The sequence below is a fragment of the Duganella aquatilis genome, assembly GCF_009674565.1.
GTDB classification, from domain to species: Bacteria; Pseudomonadota; Gammaproteobacteria; order Burkholderiales; family Burkholderiaceae_D; genus Rugamonas; species Rugamonas aquatilis.
The window spans coordinates 90,636-103,306 of sequence record NZ_WKJL01000021.1 but is presented as its reverse complement, the minus strand read 5'-3'; the positions used below and the strand labels follow the sequence as shown (position 1 = coordinate 103,306).

Annotated in this window: 9 protein-coding genes and 2 rRNA genes; 9 read left to right on the top strand and 2 right to left on the bottom strand. The window is 62.4% G+C overall.

Annotated elements, in window-relative coordinates; all coding sequences use genetic code 11:
• The 4 genes from GJ698_RS23305 to GJ698_RS23290 all read left to right on the top strand — a co-directional run.
• Positions 1-119 (top strand): 23S ribosomal RNA (locus GJ698_RS23305); the annotation flags it as partial.
• Between the two features lie 113 nt (positions 120-232).
• Positions 233-345 (top strand): 5S ribosomal RNA (rrf, locus tag GJ698_RS23300).
• Between the two features lie 185 nt (positions 346-530).
• On the top strand, positions 531-1,730 hold the full coding sequence (locus GJ698_RS23295) for a L,D-transpeptidase Cds6 family protein (protein WP_229260135.1): 1,200 nt from the start codon (positions 531-533) through the stop codon (positions 1,728-1,730).
• Entirely contained in the window at positions 1,730-2,953 is a 1,224-nt protein-coding gene (locus tag GJ698_RS23290) for a L,D-transpeptidase family protein (protein ID WP_154360253.1), read from the top strand. The genes GJ698_RS23295 and GJ698_RS23290 overlap by 1 nt, the downstream gene beginning before the upstream one ends.
• Positions 2,954-2,994: 41 nt before the next feature.
• On the opposite strand, the gene GJ698_RS23285 is transcribed toward GJ698_RS23290, so the two are convergent.
• Positions 2,995-3,540, bottom strand: coding sequence for an acyloxyacyl hydrolase (locus GJ698_RS23285; protein WP_154360252.1), 546 nt, complete (start codon positions 3,538-3,540; stop codon positions 2,995-2,997).
• 115 nt (positions 3,541-3,655) lie between these two features.
• Here GJ698_RS23285 and GJ698_RS23280 point away from each other — a divergent pair, with 115 nt between their 5' ends.
• Positions 3,656-4,552: an NAD(P)-dependent oxidoreductase gene (locus GJ698_RS23280; RefSeq protein WP_267874835.1), complete on the top strand. Its 897-nt coding sequence runs from the start codon at positions 3,656-3,658 to the stop codon at positions 4,550-4,552.
• Here GJ698_RS23280 and GJ698_RS23275 read toward each other — a convergent pair.
• A complete protein-coding gene (locus GJ698_RS23275; protein ID WP_154360250.1) occupies positions 4,544-5,740 on the bottom strand; it encodes a M20 aminoacylase family protein in 1,197 nt (398 codons plus the stop codon). The two genes, GJ698_RS23280 and GJ698_RS23275, sit on opposite strands and share 9 nt — an antisense overlap.
• 138 nt (positions 5,741-5,878) lie before the next feature.
• On the opposite strand from GJ698_RS23275, the gene GJ698_RS23270 reads away from it, so the two are divergent.
• From GJ698_RS23270 to GJ698_RS23255, 4 genes are all read left to right on the top strand, one after another.
• Positions 5,879-7,957 (top strand): molybdopterin-containing oxidoreductase family protein, encoded by a 2,079-nt coding sequence (locus GJ698_RS23270; protein ID WP_154360249.1) that lies wholly within the window; start codon positions 5,879-5,881, stop codon positions 7,955-7,957.
• Positions 7,958-7,966: 9 nt separating this feature from the next.
• Complete coding sequence (locus GJ698_RS23265; RefSeq protein WP_154360248.1) at positions 7,967-9,094, top strand: aminopeptidase; 1,128 nt, start codon at positions 7,967-7,969, stop codon at positions 9,092-9,094.
• A 195-nt stretch (positions 9,095-9,289) separates the two neighbouring features.
• Positions 9,290-10,981, top strand: a complete 1,692-nt coding sequence (locus GJ698_RS23260) for a long-chain-fatty-acid--CoA ligase (protein WP_154360247.1) — start codon at positions 9,290-9,292, stop codon at positions 10,979-10,981.
• A 2-nt stretch (positions 10,982-10,983) separates the two neighbouring features.
• Positions 10,984-12,663 (top strand): long-chain-fatty-acid--CoA ligase, encoded by a 1,680-nt coding sequence (locus GJ698_RS23255; RefSeq protein WP_154360246.1) that lies wholly within the window; start codon positions 10,984-10,986, stop codon positions 12,661-12,663.
• The last annotated feature ends 8 nt before the right edge of the window (positions 12,664-12,671 follow it).

Genomic DNA, 12,671 nt, shown 5'->3' with positions numbered 1-12,671 from the left:
TTCCCAGAGCCTTGAGCTCTTTGAAGGGTCGTTCGAGACCAGGACGTTGATAGGTCAGGTGTGGAAGTGCAGTAATGCATTAAGCTAACTGATACTAATTGCCCGTACGGCTTGTCCCTATAACCTTGACGGTTATGCGCATTTACTATGATGGTGAGTGCTACCCAAAACTTTACTTCTCCCAGATTCGCTGTGCAGCCCAATTGGTGGCTGCAGAGCATACAAGTCAAAGCTTGATGACCATAGTAAGTCGGTCCCACCCCTTCCCATCCCGAACAGGACCGTGAAACGACTCTACGCCGATGATAGTGCTGCAACCAGTGTGAAAGTAGGTTATCGTCAAGCTAGTTATAAGTCAGGAAGGCCCGCTCTTTGAGCGGGCCTTTTTGCGTTTGGCGCTTGGCAGCAACAGATAGTTTTTGTGAGTTTTGACCTGCGGAAATAAAGGTGTACTATTTCGACTTTCGCAGCCTAAGCATCACACAATGAAACCAAAGACAGCCCAAACAATGCTGTACTTCGCATTGGCAATGATGGCCTGGGCACCTGCCCATGCCGATGAGTTCGCCGATGTCAGTAAGCTGGCCAAAGCCGGCAAAGTCGTTGAAGCCCTCAATAAAACCAATGAGTACCTGAGCAAGCACCCAGCCGATGCGCAAATGCGTTTCATGAAGGGCGTGCTGCTGACCGAACAGAATAAATCCGAAGAGGCGATCGCCGTCTTCACCAAGCTGACCGAAGACTACAAGGATCTTCCGGAGCCGTATAACAACCTGGCCGTGCTGTACGCCGCCAGCGGCCAGTACGACAAGGCGCGCATCGCGCTGGAAAAAGCGATCCGCACCAATCCAAGCTACCAGACCGCTTACGAAAACCTGGGCGATATCTACGGCAAGATGGCCAGCCAGGCGTATGACAAGGCGCTGGCCCTCGGTTCGACCGCGCCGCCGCCGGGCAAGTCCCGGTTAACCATGCTGCGCACGTTCTCGACCAGCACCGGCGGCAAGGCTGTTGCTGCGGAGCCGGCGCCGGTCGCCAGCGCGCAGCCGCCTTTGATGTCGGCGCTGCCGCCGCAGGATGCGGCCAAGGCCAATGCGCCGCAGCGGATTCCGGCCTTGTCGGTGACGCCGCCACCGGCAACTGCGCCGAAGGTGGCTGTGGCTGCGGTTCCGGCGCCTGCGCCCGCTGCGGTCAAGCCGACGCCGGTTCCAACGCCTGTGCCTGCCCCGGCGCCAGCCAAGGTCGCTGTTGCGCCGACGCCTGTGCCGGCGCCAATTCCCGCTCCAGCCAAGATCGCCGCCGCTCCGGCACCGGCACCGGTACCGGTACCGACGCCAGCACCGGCGCCGGTCAAGGTCGAACCGCCCAAGCCCGCCAAGCCGGATACCTCCGAGCGGGACGCCGTGATGGCGCAGGTGAACGGTTGGGCCAAAGCGTGGGCCGCGCAAAACGTCGACTCCTATTTGGGCTACTATAGCCAGCAGTTCGAGCCGCCGAAAGGCATGACGCACAAGGCCTGGGCAGACGAGCGCCGTGCCCGCATCGAAGGCAAGGGCCGCATCCATGTGGAAGTGGCCGGGCCGGAGGTGGTCGTCAACGGCAACAGCGCCAGGGTCACCTTCCGCCAGACCTATGAATCGGATCGCCTGACGGCGCGCAGTCGCAAGACGCTGGTGCTGGTCAAGAACGGCGGCAAATGGCAGATCAAGCAGGAAATTTCGGGTAACTGATGTCACATTTTGCATTTACACGCCGCTGGCGCGCGGGCAGCATCCTGGCCGTGGCCCTTCTCAGCCTGACGGGAGGGGAGTTCAGCTACGCGGCAAAAAAGCCGGAACGGGCGCCAGTCGCCCGTAAAGCCAACCCGGAAGAGCTGCTCAACGATATCTACAAAGAGCTGTCCAGGAACGACCTCGATGCGGCGCAACGCAAGGCGGATGCGCTGGTGGAGGCCTATCCCAGCTTCCGCCTCGGTCACCTGGTGCGGGGCGATATCCTGCTGATGCATACGCGGCCGGTGGCCATGCTCGGTGCGGCGGTGCCGCCCGGTTCCGACTCCAAGCTGGCGGATCTGCGGCGCGAGGCAGCGGTGCGCCTGCAGGCCGGGCGTCCAGCGGAGACGCTGCTGCCGCGCGCGCTGCTGCAGATGCGCAAAGACCAGCGCCATGCCTTGATTGTGGACGCCAGGCATTCCCGTCTTTACCTTTACGAGAACCGCAATGACGGCCTGCGCCTGGTGCAGGATTTCTACGTCAGCCAGGGCAAGCTGGGCATCAACAAGCTGAAGGAAGGCGATATGCGCACGCCGGTGGGTGTGTATTACCTGATCGGCCGCCTTCCTGGCGTCAAACTGCCGGATATGTACGGCAAAGGCGCGCTGCCGCTGGATTATCCCAACGACTGGGACAAGGTGAATGGCCGCAGCGGTTCCGGCATCTGGCTGCACGGCACGCCGCCGGAAACCTTCAGCCGGCCGCCGCTGTCGACCGACGGCTGCGTGGTGGTCAGCAATGACGACCTGAATTTCCTGACGCGCTCGGTGGAGATCGGCAAGACGCCGATTCTGATTGGCGACCAAGTGGAATTCGTCAGCAAGGAGCAGATCGACAAGGACTTGCGGCAGGCTGCCGGGCTGGTGGAGAGCTGGCGCCGGGATGTGGAGAACCGCGATGATGCGAGTCTGAAGGCGCTATATTCGCCGAAGTTCAAGTCCGCAGCGGATGAAACCATCGATGCCTGGCTGGACAAGAACCGCTATTTGCCGGGTGTGAAGAAGATCAGTGTGACGGTCAGCGATCCGAGCTATTTCCGTCAGCCTAGTCAGGAAGAGGTAATTGTCACCAACTTCACGCAGCAGATCGTGATCGGCAAGTTCCGTCACGCGGTGCGCAAGAAGCAGTATTGGGCCAAGGAGGGCGCGGCCTGGAGGATTGTTGCTGAGACTAATGTGTGATCAATCCCCCGTGCGCTGCAGCGCACGGGGGACGACTTCTTTTAGAAGTGGTAAGCGGCTTTCAGCTCGAAGTAGTTGATGCCGGTGTTAGGCTTTTTGTAGCCGCCGTTCGAGAAGTGCTGCACCTTGGCGCCGATTTCCCAGTTGTTGTCGAACACATAGCCCAGGCCGATGTGGTCGCCGAACTGGAACAGGGTCGACAGGCGATAGGTGTCGTTGTTGTACAGGTCGGACAGGCGGTGAACGCCGATGCCGCCTTCGTAGTACATGCCCTTCTTGTTGTCGTTCTGGAAGCGGAACACTGGGGTGAAGCCGATATCCCACAGGTTCTTGTCGTTACCGGAAATGTTCATGTACTGCTTCTGCTGCCAGAAGCCGACGCTGGCTTCCCAGTAGCCGCTCAGGTGCGTACCGTTCGACTGGAACCATTGCACATTCCAATCCTTGGCCACGCTCAGACGCTCCATGCGTACTTTGGCGGAGGTGGCATAATCAACCGACACGGAGTCGATCAGTTTGTCATCGGCCAGCGCAAATTGCGTCACGGCCAGCGCGGCTGCTGCCACGATCATTTTTTTAGCGAACATAGTATCCTTGCAAGATTAAGGCTGTATTTCGATTTATACGGCTAGCCAGCGATTGTACCGGGGTTCTGGAAATAATTCCGGCGAGGCTGTCATTTTGATTAGTTAAGGAGCGGAATTGTCCACGCAAATTACCTTCTTAGGCATAGGCTTGATGGGAGACCCGATGGTACGGCGCCTGTTGGCGGCCGGCCATGCGGTCACCGCGTGGAACCGTACGCACGCCAAGGCCGAGGCGCTGGCCGCCGCCGGCGCCCGTCCGGTGTCGGACTTGGGCGAGGCGGTGCGCGACGCGCAGATCGTCATCTCCATGCTGGAGGCCGGCCCGACGGTGAACCTGGTGCTGCAAGCGGCCTTGCCGTTGCTGGCGCCGAACGCGCTGTGGATCGATATGAGCTCGACGCAGCAGGCGGAAGCGCAAGCCTTCCATACCCTGCTGACGGCGCAGGGCCGGCGCTTCATCGATGCGCCGGTGTCCGGCGGCGTTGGCGGTGCGGCGGCCGGCACGCTGGCCATCATGGCCGGCGGCAGCGCGGAAGACTTTGCTGAGGCTGAAGCGGTATTCGCCCCCATGGGCCGCGCCACGCGGGTAGGTCCCGCCGGCGCTGGGCAGGTGGCCAAGCTGTGTAACCAGCTGATCGTTGGCGCAACCATCAATATTGTCGCGGAAGCCATGTTGCTGGCGCAGGCGGCCGGCGCCGATCCAGCGGCGATGCGCGCGGCCATCCGCGGCGGTTTTGCGGAATCGAAAATCCTGGAGGTGCACGGCCAGCGCATGCTGGACCGTAATTTTGTCGCCGGCGGCAAGATCACCACGCAGCTGAAGGACCAGCGCAACATCCTGGCGGCGGCGGAAGCGGCGGGCATCGTGCTGCCGCTGACCGAGCTGGTGACGGCGCGCTACATGACGCTGGCCAAGCAGATTCCGCAAGCGGATCACTCCGCCGCGCTGATCGGGCTGGAGCAGATGAATCCGGGGCAGCGCGTCGGCGCCGCTCCCGATCAATTAGACTGACGACGGCAGGCTGGCTTCCACCAGCTTGACCCAGAAGCTGGCGCCGACCGGCAGCAGGTTGTCGTTGAAGTCGTAGCTGCCGTTGTGCAGCACGCACGGGCCGAGGCCGTGGCCGCCGTCGCGGTGGTCGCCTTCGCCATTGCCGATGAAGATGTAGCAGCCCGGCTTGGCCTGCAGGAAGTAGGCGAAGTCCTCCGCCGCCATCGACGGCTCCACCTGGTCATCCACCTTGTCCGCGCCGACCACGGTTTTCATGACCTCGACCGCGAAGCGGGTCGCTTCCGGATGGTTGATCAGCGGCGGGTAGTTGCGGCGGAACTTGAATTCCACTTCCGCGCCGAACGCGGCGGCCGTGTTGACGGCGATCTGCTCCATCTGCTTTTCGATCATGTCCAGCACCGTGCCGGACAGCGTGCGCACCGTGCCGGCCAGCTTGGCTTCGTCGGGAATGACGTTGGTGGCGGTGCCGGCATGGAACTGGGTCAGCGACAGCACCGCCGTGTCCAGCGGGCTGGTGCGGCGGCTGACGATGGTCTGCCAGCTTTGCGCGATCTGCACGCCGATCAGCACCGGGTCGATGCACTTGTGCGGTTGCGCCGCATGGCCGCCCTTGCCTTTGACGGTGAGGTAGAACTCATTACTGGAGGCCATCAGCGGGCCGGGCGCCACGCTCATGTGGCCGGACGGGATGCCGGGCCAGTTGTGCATGCCGTAGATGGCGTCCATCGGGCATTGCTCGAACAGGCCGTCCTCGATCATGCGCTTGGCGCCGGCGCCGCCTTCCTCGGCCGGCTGGAACACCAGGTAGACCGTGCCGTCGAAATTGCGGTTCTCCGCCAGGTGCTTGGCGGCGCCCAGCAGCATGGCGGTGTGGCCGTCGTGGCCGCAGGCGTGCATCTTGCCGGGATGGCGCGAGGCGTGGGCGAAGGTGTTTACTTCCTGCATCGGCAGGGCGTCCATGTCGGCGCGCAGGCCGATGGCGCGGCTCGACGTGCCGTTCTTGATCACGCCGACCACGCCGGTGATGCCGAGGCCGCGAATGACGGGGATGCCCCATTCGGTCAGCTTGGCGGCCACCACGTCGGATGTGCGTTGTTCTTCGTAGCAGAGTTCCGGATGGGCGTGCAGGTCGCGCCGTATCTGTTGAATTTCGGATTGAAATGCAATGATGGGATCTACCAGTTTCATGCTGCTTCTCCAGTATTGGGTTCGCTTGCTTTTTAAGCATCGAGAACAGCCATTGTAGCCCTTGTCGGCAGAGTTAAGCCAGAGCACGCGCAATGGTTTACGATACTGCTTTGAGCAATTGCTTTTGGATTTACTGACATGACAACCACACAAGTCCGCGCAGCCTGCCCGCTCGACTGCCCCGACACCTGCGCGCTGCTGGTGACGGTGGAAGACGGCGTCGCCACCGCGGTCAAGGGCGATCCCGACCACCCGACCACGGCTGGCGTGCTGTGCACCAAGGTGTCGCGCTACACCGAGCGCACCTACCACGAGGAGCGCCTGTTGCATCCGCTGCGTCGCGTCGGCAAGAAGGGCGAGGGCAAGTTCGAGCGCATCAGCTGGGAAGAGGCGCTGGAGACCATCGCCGCGCGGCTGAAGCCGATCGCCGAGCGCGCGCCGGAAGCCATCCTGCCCTACAGCTACTGCGGCACCATGGGCCTGATCCAGGGCGAGTCGATGTCGTCGCGCTTCTTCAACAAGATCGGCGCCTCGCTGCTGGACCGCACCATCTGCGCCACCGCGGGCTTCACCGGCTACAAGTACACCATCGGCGGCTCTATCGGCACCGACATGGAGCAGTTCCAGCATGCCAAATTGCTGATCATCTGGGGCGGCAATCCGATCGCCTCCAACCTGCACTTCTGGACCCGCGCGCAGGAAGCCAAGCGCAACGGCGCCAGGCTGATCGCCATCGACCCCTATCGCTCGCTGACGGCGGAGAAGTGCCATCAGCACATCGCCCTGCTGCCGGGCACCGACGCCGCGCTGGCGCTGGGCCTGATGCACGTGCTGATCAAGGAAGACTTGCTGGACCACGACTACATCGCACAGTACACGCTGGGCTTCGAGGAACTGAAGCAGCGCGCGGCGGAATGGACGCCGGAGCGTGTCGCCGCCACCTGCGGCATCACGGTCGATGAAGTGGTGGACCTGGCGCGCCTGTACGGCGGCATGGCGAAAGCCGGCGAGCCGGTGGCGATCCGCACCAACTACGGCGTGCAGCGCGTGCGCGGCGGCGGCATGTCGGTGCGTAACATGGCCTGCCTGCCGGCGCTGGTCGGCGCGTGGCGCCATCCGGCCGGCGGCATCCAGCTCTCGTCCAGCGGCTCCTTCCCGACCAACAAGCCGTGGCTGCAGCGTACCGACCTGCTGAAGAAGCAGCCGCGCACCATCAACATGACCACCATCGGCGACGACCTGCTGCGGCCGGCGTCGGCGGAATTCGGGCCGGCGGTGGAAGCGGTCATCGTCTATAACTCCAATCCGCTGGCGATCGCGCCGGATTCGGACAAGGTGATGCGGGGCTTCCTGCGTGAAGACCTGTTCACCGTGGTGCTGGAGCACTTCCAGACCGACACCGCGGACTACGCCGACATCGTGCTGCCGGCCACCACGCAGCTGGAGCACATCGACGCCCACACCTCCTACGGCCACCTGTACATGATGGCGAATAACGCCGCCGTCGCGCCGATGGGCGAGGCCAAGGCCAACACCGAAATCTTCCGCCTTCTGGCGGCGAAGATGGGCTTCGACGACGACTGCTTCAAGGACAGCGACGACCAGCTGGCGGCGCAGGCCTTCAACGCGCAGGACGTGCGCGCCATCGGCTTCGATTGGGAAGCGCTGAAGCAGAAGGGCTGGCAAAAGCTCAACATGCCGGACGCGCCGTTCGCGCAGGGCGGCTTCCCCACGCCGTCCGGCAAGTGCGAGTTCTATTCCGCGCAGATGCAGGCCGACGGACTCGATCCGCTGCCGGCCTATATTCCGCCGTACGAATCGGCGGCCAGCAATCCGGAGCTGGCGGCGCGCTATCCGCTGGCGATGATTTCGCCGCCGGCGCGCAACTTCCTCAACTCCACCTTCGTCAACGTCAAGAGCCTGCGTTCGGCCGAGGGCGAACCGCACCTGGACATCCATCCGGACGACAGCGCGGCGCGCGGCATTGCCCATGGCGACATGGTGCGCATCTTCAATGACCGCGGCTCCTTTGTCTGCAAGGCGCGGGTGACCGACAAGGCGCGCGCCGGCCTGGTGGTCGGTTTGTCCGTGTGGTGGAAGAAGCTGGCGAAAGATGGCAAAAACGCCAACGAGGTCACCAGCCAACAGTTGACGGATATGGGCCGTGCGCCGACTTTTTACGATACACTGGTCCAGGTCGAGAGAGTTGCCGCTTGAAGGTGATGTATGCGCGATATTGCCCGCCGAATGCTCCGCGCCAGGTACTGGCTGGCGCCGGCGTGCGCGGCGGCGATGCTGGCCGGCTGCGCGCAATTCAAGTACTACATGCAGGCCGCCCAGGGCCAGTACTCGCTGTGGTCGGACGCGCGTCCGATTGACGACTGGCTGGGCGACCCCACCACCGATCCCCAACTCAAGGCCCGCCTGGAAAAGGCGCTGTTGATCCGCAAATTCGCTGTCAAGGAACTGGGCCTGCCCGACAACGCCAGCTACAAGAACTACGCCGCGCTGTCGCGGCCCTTCGTGCTGTGGAACGTGGTGGCGACGCCGGAGCTGTCGCTGCGGCCGATCCAGTGGTGCTTCCCGATCGCCGGCTGCGTCAGTTACCGCGGCTACTACAGCAAGGAAGACGCCAACGCCTACGCCGATGAACTGCGCAAGGAAGGCAACGACGTGCAGGTGGGCGGCGTGCCGGCGTATTCGACGCTGGGCTGGTTCAGCGATCCGCTGCTGTCCACCTTCATCAACTATTCCGACGCCGAACTGGCGCGCATGGTGTTCCACGAGCTGGCGCACCAGGTGGTGTACGTGCCGGGCGATTCGCAATTCAACGAGAGCTTCGCCACGGCGGTGGAGGAGGCCGGCGTGCAGCGCTGGCTGGAGCTGTACGGCACCGACCCGATGCGCGAGGCCTATGCGCGCTACAACGCCCGCCGCCAGGACTTCCTGACGCTGCTGGTGCGGCACCGCAAAATGCTGGCCGATGCCTATGCCAGCAAAACCAGCACGCGCCACAAGCGCGCCGAGAAGGCGCGCATCTTTGCCCACCTGAAGTCCGACTACCTGAAACTGAAGGAAACCTGGGGCGGTTACGCCGGTTACGACCGCTGGTTTGCCGAGCCGCTGACCAACGCCCAGCTCAGCGCGGTGGGAACTTACCACGATTATCTGCCGGCCTTCCGCGCCTTGCTGAAACAAGAGCGAACGTTCGTGCGTTTTTATGCTGCGGTGCAAAAATTAGCAAGTCTTGATATAGCTCAACGCCGACAGCAGTTGGATCTCTTGGGCCGACCGGCAATGCTCAACGCGGAGGGCGGCAAGGAAGCGCTACCAGCCACCGAAGGCATGCATTGATGTTGCGTTGCATCATAAAAAGCCGTTAGAACACCCGTTCTAATTATGGTTAAATGCGCTTGCGTACGAGCGTGCTGCCCGATAGCATCGCATCATCAGCAGGCTCAACAAATTCGCTCAGACGAATCATTCGCCCCTGACCCGGCACTGTGCGCCGGCCTGTACAACGATAATATTCGAGACAAGAGGCACAGGATGGAGAAAATCTGGTTGAAGTCGTATCCGCCGGGTATGCAGACGGACGTCGATACGAGTCAGTACCGTTCGCTGGTGCAGTTGCTGGAAGAATCCTTCCACAAGTACGCTGCCCGCAATGCATACGTCTGCATGGACAAGTACCTTACCTATGCCGAGGTCGACACTTATTCGAAGCGCCTGGGCGCCTGGCTGCAAAGCCGTGGCCTGAAGCCGGGCGCGCGCGTGGCCATCATGATGCCGAACGTGCTGCAGTATCCGATCGCGATCGCCGCGATCCTGCGCGCGGGCTACACGGTGGTCAATGTCAACCCGCTGTACACGCCGCGCGAACTGGAACACCAGCTGAACGATTCAGGGGCCGAGGCGATCATCATCCTGGAGAACTTCGCCACCACGCTGGAACAGGTGCTGGGCAAGACCCAGATCAAGCATATCGTGGTCGGCAGCATGGGCGAGATGCTCGGCGGTTTGAAGGGCATGCTGGTGAATTTCGTGGTGCGCAGCGTGAAGAAACTGGTGCCGGCGTTTTCGCTGCCCAACGCGGTGCGCTTCAAGGACGCGCTGTCGCAGGGCGGCGGCATGAAGCTGACGCCGGTGGAGCGACAGTACAACGACCCGGCGTTTTTGCAGTACACCGGCGGCACCACCGGCGTGTCGAAAGGCGCGACGCTGACGCACCAGAACATCGTCGCCAACCTGCTGCAGAGCGAGGCGTGGTCGGAGCCGGCGCTGGGCGGGTCGGACGAGCAGGTGACCATCGTCTGCGCGCTGCCGCTGTACCACATCTTCGCGCTGACCTGCTGCGCGATGTGGGGCACGCGGGTCGGCGCGCTGAACATCCTGATCCCGAATCCGCGCGACATCGGCGGCTTCATCAAGGAACTGGCGAAGTACAAGTTCAACATGCTGCCGGCGGTGAACACGCTGTACAACGCGCTGCTGAACCATCCGGATTTCGCCCACCTGGATTTCTCGGCGCTGAAGATCTGCAACGGCGGCGGCATGGCGGTGCAGCAGGCCGTCAACGACCGCTGGCTGAAGGCGACCGGCGTGTCCATCATCGAGGGCTACGGCTTGTCCGAAACCTCGCCGGTGGCCACCTGCAACCGCGCCGACAGCAAGGAGTTCACGGCGACCATCGGCCTGCCGGTGCCGTCGACCGACATCGCCATCCTGGATGACGACGGCAACGAAGTAGCGCTGGGCACGGCCGGCGAGATCGCGATCCGCGGTCCGCAGGTGATGACCGGCTACTGGAACCGTCCGGACGAAACGGCCAAGGTGATGACCGCCGACGGCTATTTCAAATCCGGCGACGTCGGCGTGATGGACGCCAACGGCTTTGTGAAGATCGTCGACCGCAAGAAGGATATGATTCTGGTCTCGGGCTTCAACGTCTATCCGAACGAGCTGGAAGGCGTGATTGCCGCGCACCCGGGCGTGCTGGAGTGCGCGGCCATCGGTGTGCCGGACGAGCATTCGGGCGAGGCGGTCAAGGTATTCGTGGTGCGCAAGGATCCGAACCTGACCGAGGCCGCGCTGATGGCCTACTGCAAAGAACAATTTACCGGCTATAAAAAGCCGAAATACATTGAGTTCCGCGAGGAGCTACCAAAAACCAATGTCGGGAAAATTCTGCGCCGCATATTGCGCGACGAACCACCCGGCGAGAAGAAAAAGGCTGCATAAAGATGGATAAGATTTGGCTGAAGTCGTACCCAGAAGGCGTTCCGGCGGAGATCGACAGCACGCAGTTCCGCTCGGTGACGCACCTGATGGAGGAATCCTTCCGCAAGTACGCGGACCGCAATGCGTTCGTGTGCATGGATAAATTCCTGACCTACGGCGAGCTGGATCAACTGTCGCAGAAAGTCGGCGCCTGGCTGCAAGCCAAGGGTCTGCAACCGGGTGCGCGCGTGGCCATCATGCTGCCGAACGTGCTGCAGTATCCGGTGATCATGGCCGGCATCCTGCGCGCCGGCTACACGGTGGTCAACGTCAACCCGCTGTACACGCCGCGCGAGCTGCAGCACCAGCTGACCGACTCGGGCGCCGAAGCCATCTTCGTGCTGGAAAACTTTGCCACGACGGTGCAGCAGGTGGTGGCGCAGACCGGCGTCAAGCACGTGGTGGTGGCCACCATGGGCGATATGCTGGGCGGCCTGAAAGGCGCCATCGTCAACTTCGTGGTGCGCCATGTGAAGAAAATGGTGCCGGCGTTTTCGCTGCCGGGTTCGGTGTCGTACAAGCAGGTGCTGTCGGAAGGTAACGGCCTGACGCTGAAACCGGCCAAGCAGGGCCACGACGATATCGCCTTCCTGCAGTACACGGGCGGCACCACGGGCGTGTCCAAGGGCGCGATCCTGCTGCACCGTAACATCATCGCCAACGTGCTGCAGAACGAAGCCTGGCTGCAGATGAAGAGCGGCGGCGAGCCGATGGTGTTTGTGGCCGCGCTGCCGCTGTACCACATCTATTCGCTGACGGTCAGCGCGTTCATGAGCATCCGCACCGGCGGCCTGAGCCTGCTGATTCCGAATCCGCGCGACATTCCTGGCTTCGTCAAGGAACTGGCCAAGTACAAGGTGACGGTGCTGCCGGCGGTGAACACGCTGTACAACGCGCTGCTGAACAATGCCGATTTCGCCAAGCTGGACTTCTCGTCCTACAAGCTGTGCAACGGCGGCGGCATGGCGGTGCAGAAGGGCGTGGCCGAGCGCTGGCTGAAGGTAACCGGCACGCCGATCATCGAGGGCTATGGTTTGTCCGAAACCTCGCCGGTGGCCACCGCCAACCGCGTCGACATCAAGGAATTCACCGGCACCATCGGCCTGCCGATTCCATCGACCGAAGTGGCGATCCTGGACGACGACGGCAACCCGCTGCCGCTGGGTTCGACCGGCGAGATCGCCATCCGCGGTCCGCAGGTGATGGCCGGCTACTGGAACCGTCCGGAAGAAACCGCCAAGTCGATGACGGCCGACGGCTTCTTCAAGACCGGCGACGTCGGCATCATGGACGACAAGGGCTACACCAAGATCGTCGACCGCAAGAAGGACATGATCATCGTGTCCGGCTTCAACGTCTATCCGAACGAGGTGGAAGAAGTGGTGGCCTCGCATCCGGGCGTGCTGGAAGTGGCGTGCATCGGCGTGCCGGACAAGAATTCCGGCGAGGCCGTGAAGCTGTTCGTGGTGCGCAAGGATCCGAACCTGACCGCCGAGCAGATCCTCGACTACTGCAAGCACGAGCTGACCGCGTACAAGAAACCGAAATACATCGAGTTCCGCGACGAGCTGCCGAAGACCAACGTCGGCAAAATCCTGCGCCGCCAGCTGCGGGATGAAAAGACCGAAAAAGCCGCTGCCTAAGCTACAAA

Excerpts from the sequence above, each read along its gene's own strand:
- GJ698_RS23295 (WP_229260135.1), top strand. The coding sequence starts at position 531 with ATGATGGCCTGGGCACCTGCCCATGCCGATGAGTTCGCCGATGTCAGT.
- GJ698_RS23290 (WP_154360253.1), top strand. The coding sequence starts at position 1,730 with ATGTCACATTTTGCATTTACACGCCGCTGGCGCGCGGGCAGCATCCTG.
- GJ698_RS23285 (WP_154360252.1), bottom strand. The coding sequence starts at position 3,540 with ATGTTCGCTAAAAAAATGATCGTGGCAGCAGCCGCGCTGGCCGTGACG.
- GJ698_RS23275 (WP_154360250.1), bottom strand. The coding sequence starts at position 5,740 with ATGAAACTGGTAGATCCCATCATTGCATTTCAATCCGAAATTCAACAG.
- GJ698_RS23270 (WP_154360249.1), top strand. The coding sequence starts at position 5,879 with ATGACAACCACACAAGTCCGCGCAGCCTGCCCGCTCGACTGCCCCGAC.
- GJ698_RS23265 (WP_154360248.1), top strand. The coding sequence starts at position 7,967 with ATGCGCGATATTGCCCGCCGAATGCTCCGCGCCAGGTACTGGCTGGCG.
- GJ698_RS23260 (WP_154360247.1), top strand. The coding sequence starts at position 9,290 with ATGGAGAAAATCTGGTTGAAGTCGTATCCGCCGGGTATGCAGACGGAC.
- GJ698_RS23255 (WP_154360246.1), top strand. The coding sequence starts at position 10,984 with ATGGATAAGATTTGGCTGAAGTCGTACCCAGAAGGCGTTCCGGCGGAG.